This window comes from Sediminibacterium soli, from assembly GCF_009939225.1.
GTDB classification, from domain to species: Bacteria; Bacteroidota; Bacteroidia; order Chitinophagales; family Chitinophagaceae; genus Sediminibacterium; species Sediminibacterium soli.
Window position 1 is genome coordinate 517,698 of sequence record NZ_JAACJR010000008.1, and the last position, 22,567, is coordinate 540,264.

General features: G+C 50.4%; 21 protein-coding genes. 9 read left to right on the plus strand and 12 right to left on the minus strand.

Features of this window, described 5'->3' with window-relative positions:
- Positions 1-23: 23 nt before the first annotated feature.
- Together GWC94_RS09405 and rhaT are read right to left on the minus strand one after the other, a co-directional pair.
- On the minus strand, positions 24-2,138 hold the full coding sequence (locus tag GWC94_RS09405) for a bifunctional aldolase/short-chain dehydrogenase (protein ID WP_317163458.1): 2,115 nt from the start codon (positions 2,136-2,138) through the stop codon (positions 24-26).
- 13 nt (positions 2,139-2,151) lie between these two features.
- On the minus strand, positions 2,152-3,231 hold the full coding sequence (rhaT, locus tag GWC94_RS09410) for an L-rhamnose/proton symporter RhaT (protein ID WP_161834781.1): 1,080 nt from the start codon (positions 3,229-3,231) through the stop codon (positions 2,152-2,154).
- Positions 3,232-3,483: 252 nt separating this feature from the next.
- Here rhaT and GWC94_RS09415 point away from each other — a divergent pair, with 252 nt between their 5' ends.
- Complete coding sequence (locus tag GWC94_RS09415) at positions 3,484-4,515, plus strand: GntR family transcriptional regulator (protein ID WP_161834782.1); 1,032 nt, start codon at positions 3,484-3,486, stop codon at positions 4,513-4,515.
- Between the two features lie 66 nt (positions 4,516-4,581).
- Here the strand turns inward: GWC94_RS09415 and GWC94_RS09420 are convergent, their stop codons facing one another.
- Together GWC94_RS09420 and GWC94_RS09425 are read right to left on the minus strand one after the other, a co-directional pair.
- Complete coding sequence (locus tag GWC94_RS09420; protein ID WP_161834783.1) at positions 4,582-4,806, minus strand: hypothetical protein; 225 nt, start codon at positions 4,804-4,806, stop codon at positions 4,582-4,584.
- A 96-nt stretch (positions 4,807-4,902) separates the two neighbouring features.
- Positions 4,903-6,492, minus strand: coding sequence for a S41 family peptidase (locus GWC94_RS09425; protein WP_161834784.1), 1,590 nt, complete (start codon positions 6,490-6,492; stop codon positions 4,903-4,905).
- A 146-nt stretch (positions 6,493-6,638) separates the two neighbouring features.
- Between GWC94_RS09425 and GWC94_RS09430 the strand changes: the two genes are divergently transcribed.
- The 4 genes from GWC94_RS09430 (at position 6,639) to GWC94_RS09445 (ending at position 9,177) form a co-directional block, all read left to right on the plus strand.
- Positions 6,639-7,475 carry an N-acetylglucosamine kinase gene (locus tag GWC94_RS09430; RefSeq protein WP_161834785.1) on the plus strand — a complete coding sequence of 279 codons (837 nt, stop codon included), beginning with the start codon at positions 6,639-6,641 and terminating at the stop codon, positions 7,473-7,475.
- Between the two features lie 9 nt (positions 7,476-7,484).
- Positions 7,485-8,309: an N-acetylmuramic acid 6-phosphate etherase gene (gene murQ, locus GWC94_RS09435; protein WP_161834786.1), complete on the plus strand. Its 825-nt coding sequence runs from the start codon at positions 7,485-7,487 to the stop codon at positions 8,307-8,309.
- An 83-nt stretch (positions 8,310-8,392) separates the two neighbouring features.
- On the plus strand, positions 8,393-8,956 hold the full coding sequence (locus GWC94_RS09440) for a hypothetical protein (protein ID WP_161834787.1): 564 nt from the start codon (positions 8,393-8,395) through the stop codon (positions 8,954-8,956).
- A gap of 62 nt (positions 8,957-9,018) precedes the next feature.
- Entirely contained in the window at positions 9,019-9,177 is a 159-nt protein-coding gene (locus GWC94_RS09445) for a hypothetical protein (protein WP_161834788.1), read from the plus strand.
- A 173-nt stretch (positions 9,178-9,350) separates the two neighbouring features.
- Here GWC94_RS09445 and GWC94_RS09450 read toward each other — a convergent pair whose 3' ends face one another.
- The 3 genes from GWC94_RS09450 to GWC94_RS09460 form a co-directional block, all read right to left on the minus strand.
- Positions 9,351-10,157, minus strand: a complete 807-nt coding sequence (locus GWC94_RS09450) for an RHS repeat domain-containing protein (protein ID WP_161834789.1) — start codon at positions 10,155-10,157, stop codon at positions 9,351-9,353.
- 255 nt (positions 10,158-10,412) lie between these two features.
- Entirely contained in the window at positions 10,413-12,095 is a 1,683-nt protein-coding gene (hutU, locus tag GWC94_RS09455) for a urocanate hydratase (RefSeq protein ID WP_161834790.1), read from the minus strand.
- Positions 12,096-12,176: 81 nt separating this feature from the next.
- A complete protein-coding gene (locus GWC94_RS09460) occupies positions 12,177-12,641 on the minus strand; it encodes a tetratricopeptide repeat protein (RefSeq protein ID WP_235918499.1) in 465 nt (154 codons plus the stop codon).
- 828 nt (positions 12,642-13,469) lie between these two features.
- Between GWC94_RS09460 and GWC94_RS09465 the strand changes: the two genes are divergently transcribed.
- Together GWC94_RS09465 and GWC94_RS09470 are read left to right on the plus strand one after the other, a co-directional pair.
- Entirely contained in the window at positions 13,470-14,213 is a 744-nt protein-coding gene (locus tag GWC94_RS09465; protein ID WP_161834791.1) for an electron transfer flavoprotein subunit beta/FixA family protein, read from the plus strand.
- Between the two features lie 102 nt (positions 14,214-14,315).
- Positions 14,316-15,275 (plus strand): electron transfer flavoprotein subunit alpha/FixB family protein, encoded by a 960-nt coding sequence (locus GWC94_RS09470; protein WP_161834792.1) that lies wholly within the window; start codon positions 14,316-14,318, stop codon positions 15,273-15,275.
- A gap of 108 nt (positions 15,276-15,383) precedes the next feature.
- Here GWC94_RS09470 and GWC94_RS09475 read toward each other — a convergent pair whose 3' ends face one another.
- On the minus strand, positions 15,384-15,719 hold the full coding sequence (locus GWC94_RS09475; protein ID WP_161834793.1) for a cupin domain-containing protein: 336 nt from the start codon (positions 15,717-15,719) through the stop codon (positions 15,384-15,386).
- A gap of 219 nt (positions 15,720-15,938) precedes the next feature.
- Positions 15,939-16,481 (minus strand): YceI family protein, encoded by a 543-nt coding sequence (locus tag GWC94_RS09480; RefSeq protein WP_161834794.1) that lies wholly within the window; start codon positions 16,479-16,481, stop codon positions 15,939-15,941.
- Between the two features lie 138 nt (positions 16,482-16,619).
- On the opposite strand from GWC94_RS09480, the gene sucC reads away from it, so the two are divergent.
- Complete coding sequence (gene sucC, locus GWC94_RS09485) at positions 16,620-17,831, plus strand: ADP-forming succinate--CoA ligase subunit beta (protein ID WP_161834795.1); 1,212 nt, start codon at positions 16,620-16,622, stop codon at positions 17,829-17,831.
- Between the two features lie 124 nt (positions 17,832-17,955).
- On the opposite strand, the gene GWC94_RS09490 is transcribed toward sucC, so the two are convergent.
- Genes GWC94_RS09490 through GWC94_RS09500 form a run of 3 tightly spaced genes read right to left on the minus strand, consistent with a single transcriptional unit; the run spans position 17,956 to position 19,409 of the window.
- A complete protein-coding gene (locus tag GWC94_RS09490; protein ID WP_161834796.1) occupies positions 17,956-18,591 on the minus strand; it encodes a SprT-like domain-containing protein in 636 nt (211 codons plus the stop codon).
- Positions 18,591-18,983, minus strand: coding sequence for a hypothetical protein (locus GWC94_RS09495; protein ID WP_161834797.1), 393 nt, complete (start codon positions 18,981-18,983; stop codon positions 18,591-18,593). Before GWC94_RS09495 ends, GWC94_RS09490 begins: the two co-directional genes overlap by 1 nt.
- 30 nt (positions 18,984-19,013) lie before the next feature.
- The gene (locus GWC94_RS09500; protein ID WP_161834798.1) at positions 19,014-19,409 is read right to left on the minus strand and encodes a hypothetical protein; all 396 of its coding nucleotides are present in this window, start codon (positions 19,407-19,409) and stop codon (positions 19,014-19,016) included.
- A gap of 95 nt (positions 19,410-19,504) precedes the next feature.
- Between GWC94_RS09500 and porW the strand changes: the two genes are divergently transcribed.
- Positions 19,505-22,522 (plus strand): type IX secretion system periplasmic lipoprotein PorW/SprE, encoded by a 3,018-nt coding sequence (porW, locus tag GWC94_RS09505; RefSeq protein ID WP_161834799.1) that lies wholly within the window; start codon positions 19,505-19,507, stop codon positions 22,520-22,522.
- Positions 22,523-22,567: the final 45 nt, after the last annotated feature.

The window sequence follows — 22,567 nt, forward strand, 5'->3', positions numbered from 1 at the left end:
ATGTTTCTGTTTACTGCTATGGTTTAACGTACAAATGCTGCGGCCACGCCACCGTCTACGTTCAGCACGTTACCGGTGGATTTATTCAGCAGCCCGCTCACAAAAGCAAAACAGGCATCGGCTATGTCGGAGGGGTTGATGATCTCGTTAAGCAGTGTACGCTTTGCATAGAACTGTGGCAGTTCTTCCACCTTCACACCATAGGCTTTGGCACGGCCTTCAGCCCAGGCGCCTTCCCATATTTTGCTGTCGCTGATCACCGCATCGGGGTTCACCACGTTCACGCGTATTCTGTCTTTGCCCAGTTCTGCTGCGTTCAGCCTGCTTAGGTGCAGCTGCGCCGCTTTGGCAGATCCGTATCCCGCATTGTTAGGGCCGCTTACCAGCGCGTTCTTGCTGACGATATTCAGTATATCGCCCCCCTTCTCCTGTTTGCGCATAAGGTTTGTCGCCTGCTGGGTTACGGTGAACTGTCCTTTTACCAGTACATCGTATAACAGGTCCCAGTCCTGCTCCGTATGTTCTTCGAGTGGTTTGGAGATGGAAAGACCGGCGCAGTTAACAACAATGTCTATCCCGCCAAACGCAAGCGATGCCTGTGTAAAGGCATTGCTGATGTTGCCTGTATTGGTTACATCGAGCAGTACGCTGATGAATACATCCCTGCCGTACTGTTTGTTAAATTCCTCCGTGGTGGCGGCCAGTCTTTGCTGGTCGTTGTCATTCACTACGATACAGGCCCCTTCTGCAGCAAAACGTTTGATGATGGCTTTGCCGATACCGCCCGCACTCCCTGTTACCATGGCAATCCTGCCCGAGAGGGGTTTGGGTTTTGGCATACGCTGCAATTTGGCTTCTTCCAGCAGCCAGTATTCGATATTGAATGCCTCCTGCCTGGGCAGTGAGGTGTAAGAAGATATCGCTTCCGCGCCGCGCATTACGTTGATGGCGTTCAGGTAGAACTCGGAAGCTACCCTTGCCGTTTGTTTGTTGGCCGCAAAGCTGAACATACCCACTCCCCGATACAGGATCACCACCGGATTGGCATCCCTGATGGCAGGGCTGTCGGGGTGTTTGCATGCTTCATAATAAGCGGCATACATGTCGCGGTACTCGGCAAATTGCTGACGTATCTTCTGTTTTACCTGCTCGGTGTCGCTGAGGTCATCACCGGCGCCGAGTGCCAGTACCAGCGGACTGATCTTGGTGCGCAAAAAATGATCCGGGCAGGAAGTGCCCATGGGTGCCAGCCTGTCCAGGTCCTGCGAATTGATGAATTGCAGTACTCTTTCATCATCGGTAAAATGGCCCACCATATGCCGCTCCGAAGAACAGAGTCCGCGCAGCACGGGCGCCAGTGCGGCGGCCTGCGAGAGGCGCTGCTCTTTGGGCAGGGAAGCGATCTTTTCACCACCGAATATCTTCTTTCCCTTCAGGTTTTCTTCGATATAGGCCGAGCACTGCTCGATCACCTCAAGCGTATTCAGGTAGCTTTCGTAAGCCGTATTGCCCCAGGTAAACAGGCCGTGCGAACCCAGCATAATGCCCCGGATACCGGGATTTGCATCGAGACAGGCTTTCAGTTTCAGACCGAGATCGAAACCCGGACGCTGCCATTCAACCCATCCTATCGTTCCTTTGAATATTTCCCGCGTGACCTTTTTCCCGTCTTTTGCCGCTGCTATCGCGATCGCAGCATCGGGGTGCAGGTGATCTATGTGTTTAAACGGAAGAAAACCATGCAAGGGCGTATCAATGGAAGGCGCCTTGGAACTGAGGTCGAATATGCAATGATTGAAGAGCTCCACCATTTCGTCTTCGTGTTCTATGCCGCGGTATACATTGGTAAGACTGCGCAGGCGGTTTACATATAATGCCGCCAGCCCGCTTTTCTGCAATGTACCCAGGTCGCCACCGCTGCCCTTCACCCACATCACTTCGGTTGCTTCGCCTGTGAGCGGGTCTTTTGCCATCGCTTTGCAGGAGGTATTGCCTCCTCCGTAATTGGTGAGCCTGAGATCGGCACCAAGCAGATTGGAGCGGTAGATCAGCAGAGCCACTTCATCGCCCGCCAGCTCGGCCGCTTTTGCTTCATCCCAGAGATAACTCACATGTTTAAACTGCGCCACTGTATTCACCTTACTTAGTTTTTTAGTTTTCCAATGAATTGCCATACCCCACAAGCACCACCGATGCCAGTATGGTCAGGATACCGATGAGTATGGTTGTTTTTGTTTTGCTGCTGACACCCTTCCATTCTTTAAGGGCCATACCCCACATATTGGAAACAAGAATGATGAATGCCATATGCAATATCCATGAACTTGCCCCGTTACCCATTTTGCTTTCGCCCATGCCGTAGAAAAAGAACTGCAGGAACCAGGTGGTGCCCGCTATAGCAGCAAGCAGGTAATTACCGGCAAGCGGTGTTCGCTTGTCGGTATAATCGCCGAAACTCTTATTACTCGCATTCAGCAAAATGCACCAGATAAAATTGGTGGTCAGTCCGCCCCAGAGCAATACCACATAGGTTACGTTGTTGCTGTACAGGAAATTTCCCTCTCCCGGGTGCAATGCCTGCCAGGCATGGTTGGCCACTTCGGCCATAGGCTTACCTGCTTCTATGCCAAAATTGAAACAGGCGCTGAGTATGCCCGATACCGTTGCCACGATCAGTCCTTTTGACAGACTGAACTCTTTCACAGATGCTTTTTTCTGCTCTTCGGGTAATTCTTTTTCTTTACGCATACCGGCACGTCCGCTGATAAAAATGCCGATAAGACAAACCAGCACGCCGAGCAGCACCATTCTTCCGCCATCCGCACCCAGCATCTGGCCGATGGTTGTTTTTCCCTCTGTACCCGAGAACTGGTAATAGATGGGGGGAATCAGCGAACCAAAGGCGGAACAGAAACCCAGCACCACGGAATTACCGAGCGACATACCCAGGAAGCGCACGCCCAGCCCATAGGTAAGACCGCCGATACCCCAGAGTATGCCCATAAGATAGGTCCAGAACAACACCGATGTATCGGTTTGCCTGATGATATCGGCAAATCCGGGAACGGTAAGCCATGCGGCAAGGGGCGGAACGATCAGCCAGGAAAACAGGCCGCCTACCAGCCAGTAACTTTCCCAATGCCATCCTTTGATTTTTTTGAAGGGCATGTAAAAACTGCCCGAGGCGAAACCGCCGATGAAATGAAACAGTACTCCCAGTATGATACCCATGAATGAATAATTTCGAGCTAAGCAATCAACAAGTTAAAGCTTCCAAAAATAGATTGGGGCCTTTTTTCCGCTGTCATGGACTGTCATGGGGATGGATGGTTTATGGAAGGGGTGACTGGTTGAGTAAGGTATGGTTGCATGGCTGTATGGCTGCAGGGCTGTGGTTTGCGGGCATCGCTTTGCGCAGCTGCTTTCAAAAATCAACCCCTGGCCGGACCAAATTTGTTAAGTTTGACCTGCATTGTCTTTGTTATGAAAACAAACCCGGTCTTCGAGTATCTAAGGATTGATTATTATTCCGCCACACCCAAATACCTGCAGCTGGCCAACTCGCTGATCAAGGCCATTGGCGACGGACGTATCAAAAAAGACCAGGTGCTGCCTTCGATCAACGAACTGAGTTTTGAATTCGAGATATCGAGGGATACCGCGGAGAAAGGATACAAATACCTGAAAAAGATCGGCGTACTGGGTTCCGTTCCCGGCAAAGGTTATTTTGTGCAGAACAGCCAGGTAGAGCAGCCGCTGAAAATATTCCTGCTGTTCAACAAACTGAGTCCGCATAAGAAGATCATCTACGACGCATTTGTCAGTTCGCTGGGAGAGCTTGCCTCGGTTGATTTTTACATTTACAACAACGATTTCGATTTTTTTAAACGGCTGATACAGAATACCAGCAGGGACTATACGCATTACGTGGTCATCCCCCACTTCATGGATGGCGGTGAGAATGCGCATGATGTCATCAATACCATACCCGCTGAAAAACTGATCCTGCTCGACAAACTGATTCCCGGCATCAGGGGCCAATACGGCGCGGTATACGAGAATTTTGAAAAGGATATCTATGAAGCGCTGGAGCAGGCTTTGCCGCATTTAAGCAAGTACCATACCATCAAGATCATCGTACCCGCCTATACCTATTATCCAAGGGAGATCGTAAAAGGCTATACCCGGTTCTGCCAGCAATATGCATTCAACTACAAGGTGGTGCACAATATCGCCAACGAACCGATCAAGGAGGGGGAAGCGTATATCAATTTAATGGAAGACGACCTGGTAACGCTGATCGAAAAAATACTGGCCACCAAAATGAAGCTGGGTAAACATGTGGGACTGATCTCTTATAACGAAACACCGCTGAAAAAAGTGATCCTCAACGGCATCACCACCATTTCCACGGATTTCCAGATGATGGGGGAGAAAACGGCGCAGCTGATCCTGGAAAAATCGGTGCAGCATATTGAAATACCGTTTTCGCTGACACTGAGGGCATCGCTGTAAATCAAAAGCCAAAAGCCGGCCGGCACCGGATGCATTTGCCGTTTCTTTTGACTTTTGATTTTTGAATTATTCTTCTTCCGCGGTTGCCAGCGGGTTTCTGCGCGAGGGGATGATGGTTTCCTCATCTTCGCTCAGGTATACCCAGAAATCGTAGAGGGCAAAAATATCGCCGGGGGTCTTGGGACCGTTGTGTTCGCTGTTACGCTCGTAAGAACCGAGCAGTTCTCCATTGTACTTCAGTTCGGAAAGTTTCTTCTCCACCGTAAGTTCTTTAAAAGCTTCAATTGTCATACCACGTTGATTTGGGCGCAAATTAAGGGTTTCTGTGTGAATTGAACAATCGCCCGCCGGCCGGCGTTAACGCATCGGCAGACCAGCCCGCATCCCCTACTGCCCTATCCGCTCCAGTGCCTTCATCACCGTTGAATCGTTCCTGTTGGCGATCTCGAAATACCCCTGCGCACGCCAGAGCTGTCTTCCCATCAGCGCCTGCATGCGTTTCAGCAGTTCCGATTTGTCGCGTGGCTTTATTTTAGCAAGCGCGATGGTATCTTTCTGTGCAAAAGCTGTTAACTGCTGCCACTCCTTTTCTGCGGGAACGAATTTCTGCGCCAGCTCCTCCGAGGTACGCATCGATTTGAACAGCGTGGTGTTCTGTATATAATACCGGTAGATAAAATTGGATAAGGTGTTCTTATAATACAGCCGCGCCATCAGCGGATCGAGCCGGGTGGTATCAAAGGGTACAAACACATCGGGCGTAATGCCGCCCCCTCCGTAAACAATATGCCCGCCCGGGGTTTTGTACGCCTTGCCTGCTGGCCTGGAAGTATCTCCTTTTACCACTTCGCCGTTGTGAAAACGGGCAGACAGTTCCGCCTGGTACTCTGCCTTTCCCTTGGTATAGGGTTTCTGGATATTGCGCCCCAGCGGCGTAAAATAACGGGCAATGGTGAGCCGGACAGCGCTGCCATCGGTTAGCTGAAACTGTTGCTGTACCAATCCCTTGCCAAACGATCTGCGGCCAATGATGGTGGCGCGGTCCCAGTCCTGCAGCGCACCCGCCAGCACCTCGCTTGCAGAGGCCGATGTTTCATCCACCAGCACTTCGAGCCGGCCTTTTTCAAAAATGCCGTCGCGTCTGCAGCGGTATTCCAGCCTGGGCACATGCGCGCCTTCGGTATACACGATCAGTTTATCGCCTTCGAGGAACTCATCGGCGATATCGGTTGCCTCTTTCATCAGTCCGCCGCCGTTGCCGCGCAGGTCCAGTATCAGTTTTTCCATACCCTGCTTCTGCAGTTTCTCCATGGCCTGCATAAATTCCTCGTAGGTACGCTCCGCAAAACGGTTGATACGCAGGTAGCCCGTTTTGGGTGCGATGATATAAGCGGCATCCACGGCGTATAGGGGAATGGTTCCCCTGGTGATCACCACCTCTTTTTTTACGCCGTTGCGCAGCAGGCTGATTTTTACTTTGCTGTCGGCTTCTCCGCGAAGCTGGTGGCGGATACCGTCCATTTTCTGCTTTTTTCCCGACAAAACCACGCTGTCGTTTGCCACCAGCAGCTTATCGCCTACCTGCAGGCCGGCTTTTTCGGAGGGACCGTCTTTCAATACGGTCATCACATTCACGGTATCGTTGATCAGCTGGAATTCGATGCCGATGCCCTGGAAATTTCCCTTGAGCTCTTCGTTCACATCGCTGAGGCGGGATGCGGGTATGTATATGGAATGCGGATCCAGGCGCGAAAGCAATTCATTGGAAGCCGCTTCACCGATACTGTCAGTTGCCACATTGTCTACATACCTGCTTTTGATCAGTTCCATCAACTCCTGCAGGGAACCACGCTTTGACAACGAGAAGAATTTGCCCGAGAGGGTTTTTTCTTTTAGCTGAAAACCGATGACCATTCCCACAACCATTACCACAGCAAACAAAACAGGCAGCCATACCTGCAGCTTCTTATTTATCATGCAGCAAAGGTAAGGCCTTCAAAGTACGATTTACGAAGTACAAAGTACGACCGGTCCGGTCCGGGGGTTTTACCTTCTGTTCTCTGCCGCTGAAATCGTGTTTGAATACCCCTTACTTCGTATGTTTGTAACTCATTACTAAGGATATGGCCATACTCATTGCAGACAGCGGCGCCACCAAATGCGAATGGAGACTGATTGGAAAGGACGGCAAAAAAAGCATCGTAACACAGGGTATCAGTCCGTATTTCCTCACCGGCGACCAGATCCACGCGCTTTTACAGAAAGAACTGCTTCCGAAACTCAAAAACCTGTCCGTTAAAAAAGTGTTTTTTTACGGAACGGGACTGAGCAACAAGGAAAATGCCGGTACGGTGCAGAAAGTGCTGAAAAAGGTTTTCGCCGGCGCGGCCGTTGAAGTGCAGACCGACCTGGTTGGTGCGGCAAGAGCGCTTAGCGGGAAAACCAAGGGTATCGTATGTATACTGGGAACAGGGTCCAATTCCTGTTACTACGACGGAAAAAAAATCGTGAAGAACAGCCCGGGGCTGGGCTATGTGCTCGGCGATGAGGGCAGTGGCGCTTACCTGGGCAAAAAAGTGGTGCAGTATTACCTCTATAATACATTTGATGAAGACCTGCTGAACCGCTTTGAAAAGAAATTCCAGGTATCTAAGGTGGAAATACTCGACAGGGTGTACAAACAGCCGCTGGCCAATCGTTACCTGGCCAGTTTCGCGATCTTTCTTGCAGAGAACCGCGGGCATTATATGATCGAAAACATCATCGAAGACGGTCTGAACGATTTTTTCTTTACGCACTTGTATAAATACCGCGAAACCTGGACCCTGCCCATCCATTTTATCGGGAGCATTGCATTTGGTTTTCGCGATGTATTAAAGGAACTTTGCCAGTCTTATGAACTGGACCTGGGTAAGGTGGTGAAAACACCGATCCAGGGATTGATTGACTACCACCGATAACAAACCGATATGTCTGAATTCCGTAAGGTTACCGAAGAAACCTCTCATTACCGCCACCTGGAGAAAATGTCTGTAACGGATGTGCTCCAGAACATGAACAAAGAAGACAAGACCGTTCCCGATGCCGTGGCCGAAGCCATTCCGCAGATAGAAAAACTGGTATCGGCTTTTGCAGACAAAATGCTGGCCGGCGGGCGCATGTTTTATATAGGCGCAGGCACCAGCGGCCGCCTGGGTATTGTGGATGCAAGCGAATGCCCCCCTTCCTTTGGCGTTCCTTACGGGCTGGTGATCGGGCTGATTGCCGGTGGCGAAAAAGCGATCACCCAGGCCGTGGAATTTGCGGAAGACAGCACCGAAAACGGCTGGGCAGACCTGCAGAAACATTTTATAAACGATAAAGATGTGGTACTGGGTCTTGCGGCCAGCGGCACCACGCCCTATGTGATCGCCGCACTGAAAGAATGCCGTAAACGGGGAATCCTAACCGGCAGCCTGTGCTGCAATCCCAACTCGCCGGTATCGCGCGAGGCGGATTATCCGATAGAAGTGGTGGTAGGACCTGAATTTGTGACAGGCAGCACCCGTATGAAAAGCGGCACGGCACAAAAATTGGTACTGAATATGATCTCCACATCCATTATGATACAGTTGGGGCGTGTGGAAGATAACAAGATGGTGAACATGCAGCTCAGCAATGTAAAGCTGGTTGACCGTGGTGTAAAAATGGTGATGGAAAAACTGGCCCTTACCGACTACGAGAAAGCCAAAGACCTCTTGCTGAAACATGGCAGCGTTAAAAAAGCAGTGCAGGCGATGAATGGCAGTTTGTAGTCCGGCGTCTGTAGTCTGCAGTTATAACCGTATCCTGGAAACAACCACAAACCCCAGACTACAAACCAGACCCAGACCACCCTATGCACGATATCGAACCTTTTTACAACTGGCGTCATATTTATACTGCGGAAGACGATCCCCGTTCGCCTTTCTTTGGGCGTAAGTACAGTGAGTTCGAGTTCTCGCAAACGGTTTACAATTATTATATCCATCCGCAATGGGATGATTTCGGCAGCAGAACGCTGTACCTGAAGATCATCTATGCGGATTATGAACTGCATTTTGCAGTGATCGAGCTGATCGGCGAGTGGAACGATGCGATCGAGAACGATATCATGGAACTGAAAAGAGAAGTGATGGATCTTTTATTCGGCCAGGGTATTTACAAATACATACTGATCACCGAGAACGTATTGAATTTCCACAGCAGCGACAAGGAATATTACCAGGAATGGTATGATGAAGTAAGCGAAGAGAACGGCTGGATCGTTGCGCTGAATATGCCCGAACAGACCCAGCAGGAGTTTCGCAAAAAGAAACTCAACTATTTCGTTGAACTGATGTCCTTACCCGAATGGCGCGCCTACAAACCCTATCACCTTTTCCGGAAAATAGATGATGAACTGATGCAGCGGTTGGATTAAGGGCTTTACCGATTGTCTTTAACGCAAAAAATCTTATCTTTCAGACTGTAAAACGATCTATTATGGGATTACCGGTAAACAATAAGAACAGCAGCAAGCCCGGCAAGGGCGGCAAGTCTTCCGTAATGGGAGGCAATTCAAAATTCATCGCCAAACCCGGCACCAAGGCCGCAGGCCCGGCCAAGAAGCCCATCAAAACCGGCGGATCACGCGGAAGCTGAGGGAACAGGGGAACAGATGAACAAGGAACAGATGAATAACGATCGGAATGCTGGATCGGTGTTCGTCTGTTTTTTATTTTATTTCCGTTGCTCGCTCATCTGTTCCTCCGTTCCTTGCTCCTTGCTCATCTGTTCATCTGTTCCTTGTTCATCTGTTCAATATTCGATATTCCTCATTTGTATTCATACGTATAATCCACCCCGTTTTCCGTTAGCTGCAGGGGATAACCCGAGGCATTATAGGTTTTATAGGTTGTGGTGGTTACAACCGGGTTGGCGGGAGCGCCCGGTGCGCTGAGATAGTTGTTGCTGGTGATCTTGGTGATGTTGTTGACATTGGCGCCAAAAGGCATCACCCAGGTGCCGAGATAGGGATTTTTCTGCTGGTCGTACTCGTAAAAATTTTCGTTGGTGGGCCCGCTGAGCCCTGAATTATACTGGAAAAACTGATCCGAAACCACGTTGCCCTGGCTGTTATACCGGTAAACACTTTTGTTTGCCGGACTGGTGCTGTTGGCTGCAAATACGGTTACGCTGCTCAGTCTTCCGTCTGCATTGTATTCCGTAACGCCCTTGCTTACGTATTGCGCCGCACCGCTGACAAGGTTATAGTTGCGTGTTTCCTTCCAGCTGTTACCGGCATCGTATACCATTTCGGCGTAAGACTGCACATACTGCGGACTGGTTGAACTGGAACTGATGTTGACGGCCGTTTCCACTTTTACCAGCCTGCCCGCATCGTCGTACCTGTACACCGTTTCAGAGCCGATGGCCGTTGAACCGGGAGACATATACCGCGTTATTTTAACCAGCCGCCATTTTGCATCGTAACTGAATTCGGAGCTGACCTGTGTTCCCACCAGTATGCGGGAAAGAACCGGCTTGCGGCTTCCCTGGGAATCATCATTGGGTTCAAGAAAACTTTTGCCGCAGGAAGAAACAAGCATGGCGATACAGGCGATCAGGAATAACTTTCTCATTGCGTATAGTTTTTTGGGCTGACACAAGTTAAACAGAAAACGTTGCATTGAGAGCGGAAAGAGGGCCGGTTGTATTATCTCTGCGTTCCGCTGCTGCTCATGCGTCTCTGCGGTGAAAATCTTTCCGAAAATCAAAGATCCCCGGTGGCCGGAATGTTTTACCGCAGAGACGCCGAGGTGGTGAAGTTTCGCAGAGGTAGCCGGTTACATTCGGCCATAACATATAGCCATGCAACAATTAAACCATTCATCCAATCACCGCTCCCCCAACCTGTCGGCCAGTGAAAGCCCATGTTTCCGCAAACTGTCTTTCGCTATATCGTAGCCCGCGTCTGCATGTCTGATCACGCCCATACCGGGATCGTTGCGAAGCACACGGGCCAGGCGTTTGGCCGCTTCGGGGGTGCCATCCGCCACGATCACCATACCCGCATGAATACTGTAGCCCATACCTACGCCGCCGCCATGGTGCAAACTCACCCAGCTGGCCCCGCCGGCCGTATTCACCAGTGCGTTGAGGATCGGCCAGTCGGCCACGGCATCGGAACCGTCCAGCATGGCTTCTGTTTCGCGGTTGGGAGAAGCCACCGAACCGGTATCGAGGTGATCGCGTCCGATAACGATTGGCGCTTTTAGTTTGCCGGTACGCACCAGTTCGTTGAAGGCAAGTCCCGCTTTTTCACGTTCTCCCTGGCCCAGCCAGCAGATACGTGCAGGCAGTCCCTGGAATGCGATGCGTTCTTTCGCCATGACCATCCAGCGCTGCATGCTTTTATTTTCGGGAAACATTTCCATGATCAACGCATCCGTTACGGCAATATCCTGCGGATCGCCGCTGAGCGCGGCCCAGCGGAAAGGGCCTTTCCCTTCACAGAAAAGCGGACGTATATAGGCGGGAACAAATCCCGGAAAATCAAATGCATTTTTCAAGCCATGCTCCTGCGCGCGTGCGCGGAGATTGTTGCCGTAGTCGAATGTGATCGCTCCCTTCTTTTGCAGTTCGAGCATCAATTCCACATGTAGTTTCATACTATCATAGGCAAGAGCGATGTACTGCTCCGGGTCTTTTTCCCGCAAAACATTCGCTTCCTCATTCGACAGCGTATGCGGTATATAACCGATCAACGGATCATGCGCCGAAGTCTGATCGGTCAGCACATCAACCGCAATGCTTCTTTCAATCAGCCTTTGCAATAACATAACGGCATTACACAATACACCGATGCTCAGGCGCTCCCCCGCAATTTTCGCCTTCAATGCCCGATCTATCGCAGCGTCGATATCGGTGAATTTCATGTCGAGATACCTGGTCTCGATCCGCTTATCAATACGCCATTCTTCCACTTCCGCAACAAGACAAACGCCGTCGTTCATGGTCACTGCAAGCGGCTGGGCGCCGCCCATACCACCGAGGCCGGCGGTAATACTCAGCGTTCCTTTTAAAGAACTGTCGAAATGTTTATCGGCCAGCGCAGCAAATGTTTCGTAAGTACCCTGTACAATACCCTGTGAACCGATATAGATCCAGCTGCCGGCAGTCATCTGTCCGTACATCATCAGCCCTTTTTTCTCCAGCTCGGTAAAATGTTCCCAGTTGGCCCATTTGGGTACCAGCTGCGAGTTGGACAACAACACACGCGGCGCATCTGCATGCGTTTTGAGGATGCCTACCGGCTTGCCGCTCTGTATCAGCAGGGTCTCATCCGCTTCGAGGTCTTTCAACGCTTTGATGATCAGGTCAAGACTTTCAAAATTCCTCGCAGCCTTTCCGCGACCTCCGTAAACGATCAGGTCGTCCGGACGCTCCGCCACGGCGGGATCGAGGTTGTTCAGTAACATTCGCAGGGCGGCTTCCTGTATCCAGCCCTTGCAGTTCAGTTGTGTTCCGGTGGGTGTTTTGTATTTCACCGCGTCGTAACGGGAAAGTGTAGTTGACATAGGCAATCGTTGGTCATTTATTAATTGCCAATGGTCAATTGCCAATGAAACGATCCGGTTGGCAATTGACCGTTGGTCTTTCTAATATACAAGGTCTTCGTAAGCCGCCTGCAATTCGTTGTATGAATGGTTGTCACCGGCTTTTTTTGCCTCGGACATCCCTTTTTCATAACAGGCTATTGCGGCATCACGCTCTTCCAGTTTTTCCAGTAATTTGGCAAGATGGTAATACGATCCTACATATTCCGGAGAATCCGCCAGCACCGCTTCAAATAATCCGCGGGCCTCGGCATCTTCGCCCAATTTCAAATACTCCAGCGCCAGCGCATGACGCAGGAAATTGTCTTTCGGATTGTCTTTGAGAAATTCCTGTATACGCGCGATCTTGTCCATGATGGAAAAGTAGGGAAATTCAAAAGTAAAAAGTAAAAATTCAAAAAGAAGGGCATGGGAATGGTTAAAAATTGCAAAATGGGATCTGTCGTCGTGATAGTGATTAAGATTTCGCATCCGCTTCCTTCCTGCTCGTAAAAAGGACTTGCCCATTCAGTGTTTTTGATCCTAAATATTTGTGCTACCTTCGTCAAATTGGATTTTACGGAATTGAGAAACAGAATACGCGTATCGAAATATTCAAGCTTATCTCCAATGAGATACTTTTTTTTATTATTAATAGAATTCTCGAAAGCTGCTAAAATACTAAAATTCATTTTCGCATTTATATACAATTCACGACTACCTACCGGCTCCCGCATCATTCTGCGCTTATTAAATATTTTATACTTATATGAAGTATCATTTTTTGAGATGCACTCTATGAAAGAAAGCACTTCATGAGTATTTGTATCAATATGCAAAATCCGATCGCAGAGACCCAGCTTGTCCGGTTTTGATATAGCCATGTTGTCCAGTTCAAATTGACCCATCCTGTCCGCTTTAAATTGATCCCCTTTTATTTTTCTGCAGTGATTGTTCTTCGCGTTTAAAATTGAATGACCGCGGTCATTCAATCCGCTGCTCCTGGGATTGATGTAACAACTATACTCGTATGTGCCTTGATCTGTGTGCATTGCAGCTATGTGTGATGCAGTGATGCGGCAGTGATCACAGTAGTGTATATTTAAGAGAACAGCAGTAATTGATGTTATGCTGCGACAGCGAGAGATGAACTGTAGAGATCAGAGGATTTTACGCCAGGAAAAAGGTGGGTCAGTTTGCGACGGAAAGAGTGGGTCAGTTTAATTGGATTGTGCATGTTTTTCCCGTTTTTTGCATTTCTAACCTGAAAAATGTAAAATAATTCAAATCTTGTCTATTCAATTCAATCCTATATTTGCAATGGTTGTTTATGCAACCAATTTATAAACAGATCATATGAAAATACTTGTCTGCGTAAGCAAAACACCCGACACCACCTCGAAAATTGCTTTTACCAACGGCAATACCAAATTCGATGAGGCCGGTGTTCAATGGATCATCAATCCGTACGACGAATGGTACGCACTGGTTCGCGCCATCGAACTGAAAGAAAAAGATCCTTCTGTTGTACTTCATCTTGTTACCGTTGGCGGCGCCGATACCGAACCCGTGATCAGGAAAGCGCTGGCGCTCGGGGGTGATGAGGCCATACGTGTGAATGCCGACAGCAGCGACAGCTATTATATCGCGGCCCAGGTAGCCGAGATCGCAAAACAGGGTGGATACGACCTGGTATTTACCGGTAAAGAGACCATCGACTACAACGGCTCCTCCGTTGGCGGTATGGTGGCCGAACTGACCGATGCCCCTTATATTTCCCTTGCCACCAAATTTGAACTGAACGGAACAACGGCAACGGTTACCCGCGAGATCGAAGGCGGCGAGGAGGTAGCGGAAATAAATCTCCCATTAGTGGTAAGCTGCCAGAAAGGCGTGGCCGAACAGCGCATCCCCAATATGCGCGGCATCATGGCTGCCCGCACCAAACCCCTGAAAGTAGTTGAGCCCGCAGCCATAGAACCACTGACCAATGTGGTAAGCTACGAACTGCCACCAGCCAAAGCCGGCGTTAAACTTGTCAGCCCGGATAATGTGGCGGAACTGGTAAGGTTACTGCATGAGGAAGCCAAGGCGATTTAGAAGGTCAAACGTGAAACGTGAGACGTGAGACGAAAAAAGAACGAATCGCAAAAACAGTATTGTCATTTTCAAATTTTCAAATCTTCAAATTTTCAAATTACCATGATCCTCATATTCACCGACCAATCCGACGGTCATATCAAAAAATCTTCTTACGAGGTACTTACCTACGGTGCAAAGCTGGCGGAACAGCTTGGCACAACTGCCGAAGCACTGGTACTGGGAACTGTACAGGACGATCTTGCCGCACTGGGCAGGTATGGCGTGAAGAAAGTACACCAGGCAGCCAACGAAGCCTTCAACCACCTCGATGCGCAGGTATATGCCAAAGCGATCGCCGATGCGGTTACACAAACAGGTGCCGATATCGTGATCTTTTCGCACAACCAGACGGGAAAAGCAGTTGCCGCACGTGTGGCGGTAAGACTGAAGGCCGGCATCGTTGCAGGCGCCAACGCGCTGCCCGATACCAGCAATGGTTTTACCGTTCGCAAAAGCGTATTCTCGGGTAAAGCATTTGCCAATGTAAGTATTACCAGCCCCGTAAAAGTGATCTCGCTGAACCCCAACAGTTATCATGTCACCGAAGGAACAGGCACGGCGGAAGTAACGGCGCTGGCTATCCAGCCCGAAACATCCAGGGTAAAAATAACAGCGGTGAACAAGGTAAGCGGCGAAGTGCCCTTAACCGAAGCCGATGTGGTGGTAAGCGGTGGCCGCGGATTGAAAGGTCCGGAGAACTGGAACCTGGTAACCGACCTTGCACATGTATTGCATGCCGCAACCGCCTGCAGCCGTCCCGTGGCCGATGCGCACTGGCGCCCGCACCACGAGCATGTAGGACAAACCGGCATCCAGATCGCACCCAATCTCTATATCGCCATCGGTATTTCAGGTGCCATCCAGCATCTTGCCGGTGTTAACCGCAGCAAGGTCATCGTTGTCATCAACAAAGACCCCGAAGCCCCTTTCTTCAAAGCCGCCGACTACGGCATCGTAGGCGATGCATTTGAAGTGGTGCCAAAACTGACGGAGGAAATCAGGAAGCTTAAGGCAATGTAAAACAGGTGAACAAGAAGCAGGGAACAGACGAGCAATTGATCAGTTAAGCCTTTTCTCAATCCCAAATCCGATCACCTGTTCATCTGTTCCCTGCTCCTTGTTCCTTGCTCATCTGCTCCCCAACTCCCTATAGTCTTCTCTCACCGGACTGAACACATCCAGCAGTTTGCAGTCTGTAATGGCCAGGCCGGAATGCCGTATATGGGAAGGGATCACGATCACGGTGCCGGGACCGAAACGCAGCGGCTCTCCGTCTACCGTAAGCTGAAACTCACCCTCCAGTACATGCGCCACCTGCTCGTGCGGGTGCGAATGTTCCGGCAGGGATGCACCCGCTTTTACATCGAGATAGGAAAAAGTCATGTTATCGGTATGAATAAACCGCGCGGCATAGCCGGGGCAGATTTCTTTGGGGGTGATGGAATGGAGGTTGATTTTGGGCATGATGGTGGCGTTTAGCGGGGGATACTGAACAGATGAGCAAGGAACAAAGAACAGAGGAGCAATTGATCGGATAGGAATTTTCTCGATCTCAAATCCGATCATCTGATCCTTGCTCCTTGTTCCTTGCTCATCTGTTCCCATTAATTGGTATTTGATCAAACACAAAAAAGGCACCCCCTATACGGTGGTGCCTTTTTATCGTTGTTATACACGAAAAGTTTATTTATTGGCAAAAAGATGCGCAGCGATCTCAACACCATAGGGTCTTTTGCTGAAAGGCGCTGAATCCAACGTGAAATAGGCTTCGGCGAACAGTTTTCCGTCTTTCAGTCCACGCACTTTAACAGGGAAGCTGAGTGGGAAAGCAACGCCTTTCACCAGCAGGTTACCGCTTACCTGTGCCACATTGTCGGAAGTATAGTTTACGCTGGTCACATCGTAAGTAGCTTCGCCAAACTGGGCCACATCAAAGAAATCGGCAGATTTCAGGTGGTTCTCCAGTCTTTCGCCGGAGCCGTCGGTTGGTTTGATGGTGGTCAGATCGAACACCAGTTTACCGCCTGTGATCTTTCCGTTATCAATTGAAACGGAGCCGCTTTTCAGCATCACGGTACCCGGGTGGTAACGGTTATCGGCCGAACCGGACCAGTCTACCTTGCTTTTTGCCAGATCCACAGTGTACGAATCGGCAAATTTACCCGAGAAGGAAAAAACGCCGGCGGAAGCTGCCAGCAACGCGGCTGCGAGGAATACTTTCTTCATAAAATGAATGGTTTATTTTTTAGTCGGTTAAAAATACGGAACTTCCGCAAATGCGGGTCAATGTTACAACAATAATGCCAGATACGGGAATTTCTACCAAAGGTTTCCTTTATCTTCGCGGGCAAATCTATTTTCTCCATGAACCTGCATGAATACCAAGCGAAAGAGCTGCTGAAAAAATACAATGTACCCGTACAGGAAGGCATTGCTGTTGACACCGTTATGGCTGCCGAAGAGGCTTACCGCCAGATAAAGACCCAGACCGGGAACAATTTTGCAGTGATCAAGGCGCAGATACATGCGGGTGGCCGTGGCAAAGGCAAAATAGAAGGCACCGAACAGCGCGGTGTGGCCGTGGCCAAAAGTCTGGAAGACGCCAGCAACATTGCCAAAAATATACTCGGCGGCACCCTGATTACCATACAAACCGGCGCCGCGGGCAAGAAAGTAAACAAGATACTGGTGGCACAGGATGTGTATTATCCCGGCCCCAATCCCGTTAAAGAATTTTACCTCTCCATACTTCTCGACCGCTCCAAAGGTCAGAACGTGATCATGTACAGCACCGAAGGCGGTATGGACATCGAAGAAGTGGCTCACAATACCCCCGACAAAATATTCAAGGAATGGGTGCATCCCGGCGGCGGCCTGCTGGGTTTCCAGGCAAGAAAGATCGCTTTTAACCTGGGACTGAGCGGTGAAGCTTTCAAGAGCTGTGTGAAATTCGTTACCAGCCTGTACAATGCCTATGTAGGCCTGGATTGCGGCATGCTGGAGATCAACCCGCTGTTCAAAACAAGCGACGAAAAGATCATTGCGGTGGACTGTAAAATGAACATCGATGACAACGCACTGATGCGTCATGCAGATACTGCCGCTCTCCGCGACGTTACCGAAGAAGATCCCACCGAAGTGGAAGCGGGACAATACAACCTCAACTTTGTAAAACTCGACGGTAACGTAGGCTGTATGGTGAACGGCGCCGGCCTGGCGATGGCCACCATGGATATGATCAAACTCAGCGGCGGCGAACCCGCCAACTTCCTCGACGTGGGTGGTTCTGCAAATGCCCAGACAGTGGAAGCCGGTTTCCGCATCATCCTGAAAGATCCCAATGTAAAAGCGATCCTGATCAATATCTTCGGAGGTATCGTTCGTTGTGACAGGGTTGCGGCAGGTGTGATCGAAGCCTATAACAAACTCGGCAATATCGATATCCCGATCATCGTTCGCTTACAGGGCACCAACGCCACCGAAGCCAAAAAACTGATCGACGAAAGCGGACTGAAAGTGCAATCCGCCATACTCCTCAGCGAAGCCGCCGATCTGGTGAAGAAAGCGGTGGCGTGAGAAAACACATGAGTGAATGTGAGTTGTCGTGAGTCAACGTGAGTGCAAAATATAAGAAAGAGGCAAAAACAAGGTGTTTTTGCCTCTTTCTTATGCTACAACTGTATCTTTCGGGTTAGACAACTCACGTTGACTCACCTCGCACGATTCTCACCTCACTAACCGGGCTGAACGTATACCGATACCCTGTCTTCACCTCCACGCATTCGTACCGTTTTCTGCGTTTGGGGCCTTTGCGGAATAGACGGCCATCGTCCATTTGAAATAGGGCGCCTTCGGGGAGTTCTGCTACGGGCAGGTAACCTTCTTTTTTGTGCAGGTCGTATCTGCGCAGTACCAGCAACAGGTCGGTTTCGCCGTTGGCGGTTGCTGCGGGATTGATGATGGATTTACGCAGGGCCCGTTCAATTTCGGCCGGGAATACCTGCTGCTGTACAAAATCCACCAGCAGCGAGCTGTAGCAGTGCTTCCATTCGGTGCCATGCGCCTCTACCCTGTTGCGGAATTGTTCGAATACCAGCAGGTGGGCCAGCTCATGCAGCAGCGTGATCAGGAATTCGTATTTGTTGAGATTGCCATTGATGCTGATGCGGTGGTTGCCGCCCCGGCCCGCATGCCGGTAATCGCCCAGCACCGACCTGCGCTCCTTTGTAATGGTCAGGTGCACCTTGTAGTGATCCAGGTACTGCGCCACCTGGTCGAAACTGCCTTCGGGCAGGAACTTCACCAGGGCATGCATAGGATGTTCTGAAACAGGCATTATTTTTTCCGGTTCATCCGTAAAGCGGTACGCACTTCGATCCAAGTGTAGAGGGAATAAAGTCCCATCCCGATATAGATCGCAGGTGCATTGCGTTTTTCACGCACCACTATGAGGTAGATAAAAAAAGCTGCGGCCAGCAGGAGCAGTTTCAGCAGCGAACCCGCCATCATCCCCCTGATTACTGCATTGGGATTGGCTTTGGCGATATTCCTGTTCAGCAAATACAGGTTTGCCGCAGTGATAACAAAGAGCAAAAGATTGGTTACGATCACCACCTGTGCATCGATGCCCGCACCCTGCAGTCTGCCGCTGAAAACAACGCACAGCACGGTAAACAGGATAAACAGCGCCAGCAAAGGTCTTATGGTCTGAAAAAAATGGGCGTTCATGCAGCAGGGGTTTGGGTAACAGGCAGCGTGTCAGTCGTTGGAAGTCTCTGTCTTCGGTACCTTCAAGGGTATGGTATCCAGTTGAGAGGGGGTATTTCCGGTGAGTACTTTTTTTACGCTTTCCAGGTATTGCTCCTTGTATTTGATGGCCTGCTCAAGTGAATCGGTGCGGATCTTGAGCACCTGCAGCGCCGTGCGGCTTTCGCGGGTGCCATAACCCGGTATATAGTATTTCAGCGGCGAAAAAGCGATCAGCGCAATCGTCAGTCCCACCAGCAATACGAACACCGTGCTCAGGCCGATATATACACTCAGACGTGAAAGCCGGAAAGTGACCACCTCCTCGTACGTATCATCGTTCATCACCACCAGGCGGTAGCTGTTGCGGAGCCGTTTCAGCGTATTATTGATCTCTATATTTGCCATTTTGTTAAATCGGGTTAAAGGTAATGCGCAAACACTGTTCCCGAAACCCCGCTATGAAGAAATAACTGTATTTTTAGTCACTTTTTATGTACCTGATGACATCCCGACGATACGGTAAAAAGACCTGTGCCGCCTGCCTCGCCCTGTTCGTGTTGCTGACCGCCGACCTTACTGCCCAGCCATCGCTGCTTTCTTTCGAACTGAAAAAACCAAAGAATTACGAAAACCGAAGCCTGCCCTCGGAGAAATCGGCCGATACCAAATTCGGGTACGCAAAGCGTTTGTACAACAACACCGTCAGCAGGTTTAACTATTATTTCAACGCCAGCAATATCCTGAATGAAGTGATCGCCGGTGCCAAACTTGCGCACAAAGACGACTACACACAGCTGCTGTCCTTTTATAATTATGAGCCGACAGAGGCATTTAAAGACAGGATGGACACCATCCTGTATAAAACAACCGCCGGCATTGTGCTGCACGATCTGAGAAGCGACTGGGTAGACAAGCTCTACCTGCTGATGGGCAAGGCCTACCTGTTCAGAAAAGATTTTGATTCGGCGGGTATCGTGTTCGAATACATCAACTATGCATTTGCACCCAAAGACGGCGGTTACGACCTGCCCGTGGGCAGCAATGCCAGTAACACGAACGGCGTATTTACCATAGCCACAAGGGAAAACCGCAGTCTCTGGAAACGCATGATGAGCTTTCCGCCCAGCCGGAATGAAAGTTTTCTCTGGCAGGTACGCAATTACCTGGAGCAGGATAAACTGATTGAAGCAGGCAGCCTGCTCGAGATGGTACGCAACGACCCGAATTTTCCGGAAAGACTCCACACCGATCTCGAAGAACTTACCGCCTACCTGCTGTACAAACAGAACAGCTACAGCGCAGCAGCCGGTCGCCTGGTACAGGCGCTCGGAAACGCGGAGAACAAACTCGAAACCGCACGCTGGGAATACCTGGCCGCGCAGCTGTATGAACTCGGCGGCGACAAAACCAAAGCTTCCGTTTATTTCGATCGGTCTATCCGGCATACCACCGACCCGCTGATGGAAGTGTATGCACGGTTGAACATGGTAAGTCTTGCCAGCGGCAGCGACGAGACCTCGCTGCAGAAAAACCTCGACGAACTGCTGCGTATGGCCAGGCGCGATAAATACGAAACCCAGCGGGACATCATCTATTATTCTGCCGCCAGACTGGAGCTGAAACGCAGCAACTATGCGGCAGCGCAGGACCTGTTGCTGAAAAGCATACAGTACAACAGCGACAATCCCGAACAGCGCCAGCAGAGCTTTCTGCTGCTGGGCGATCTGAACTATACGCGTAAAGCCTATACATCTTCGCACCGGTACTACGACAGTGTTCAGGTAGCGCTGTTGAAAGATACCGACCAGCAGCGGGTGAATGCCCGGAAACCGGCACTGCAGGTGATCGCCGGCAACCAGGAAACCATTGCAAGGGAAGACAGCCTGCAGCACCTGGCCGGTCTTACACCCGATCAGCGAAACGATATCATCCGCAAGGAACTGCGCCGGTTACGGAAGGAGAAAGGACTGAAAGACATCGCCACCGACCCGGGTAATATGCCGGCCGGCACCGGTACAACTGCGCCGCCTGATCTGTTCGGCAACAAAGCCGGTGAGTTCTATTTTCAGAACGCTTCCCTGCGGGCGAGGGGACTGGGAGAATTTAAATCGCACTGGGGCAACCGGCCCAATGTTGACAACTGGAGAAGACAGAATGCGATCGACAAAAGTATGGTTTCGGCCAGTGTAACCGCCGATATCAACAGCGCGGGCGCCGGGGCGGCAGAGACAGAACTTACCACGGAGGCATTGGCGAAGAACATACCGCTTACCGCGGCGCAGATAGACCGGTCGCACAGCGCCATCATCAAAGCCCTGCTGGATAACGCACATACCTTTCAGAACAAACTCGAAGACCATGCTTCCGCGATCGGGATGTACGAGGAACTGATCCGCCGATACCCCGAGAGTGCAGAAGTGGAAGACGCTTTGTACAACCTTAGCTATCTGTATGCCAAGACCGGCGATCAGGCAAAAGCAGATGCCGCCGCCGCACAGCTGAAAAGAGCCTTTCCGAACGGGAAACTCACCAGACAACTCAATGCCGTTAAGCAGCCACGAAACAACGATCCCGCACAGCAGGCCTATGAGTCGGTTTACCGTCTGTTCATAGAAGGCAATTTCAGCCGCGCAAAAGAAGCCAAAACAGCGGCCGATAAACAATTCGGAAAGAACTACTGGACGCCGCAGCTCCTGTACATCGAATCGATTTATTACATCAAACAGAAAAACGACAGTACGGCCATCGACAGGCTGCAGAACATAGCAGCACTGTTTCCCAATTCGCCGCTGGCGGAAAAAGCCGGTACCATGATCGATGTGCTCAGGAGAAGAAAAGAGATCGAAGCCTATCTTACCAATCTTGATATCTCCCGCCCCGATGATGTGCTGCGCAGGGGCGTGGACCTCAATAATACCGGCCTGGTTACACAGGCACCCCGCAAACAGGACAGTGTATCGGCTCCCAGAAACCTGCAGGGACAGGCAAAACAGCTGACGGATCTCAGCAATACCCAAACCGTGACTACCGCGGTTCCGAAAAAAGACTCGCTGCCGGTATTTGTGGCGCCCGGGCGGCTGGATGCAAAACCCGTTGCCAAAGCGGTGGAGAAACCAAAAACATTCTCCGCCAACGGTTATACCCTGAACCTTGCAGACACACAGTTTGTAGCCGTTGTACTCGACAATGTTGACCCGATCTTTATTACAGAAGCGCGCAATGCCTTTAACCGCTTTAACCAGGAGCGGTATGCCGGCAGCAATATGGGCATCTATAACAGCAAGATCAATGCACAGTACAGCCTGCTGCTGATGGGCCCCTTTGGCAACGCCGCCGATGCGGTTGGTTATATAGAGAAAACAAAACCGCTGGCAAGTTCGCGGATCATTCCCTGGCTGGCGGCCGATAAGTTCAGTTTCCTTATCATCAGTAACGACAATATGAATCAGCTGGTGAAAAGCCAGGACCTGGCCGGCTACCGTGCCCTGCTGAACCAGGTATTACCGGATAAATTTTAACGGTAAATGCACGGACTCTTGTTTAGTTTTATCATTGAATTGAAA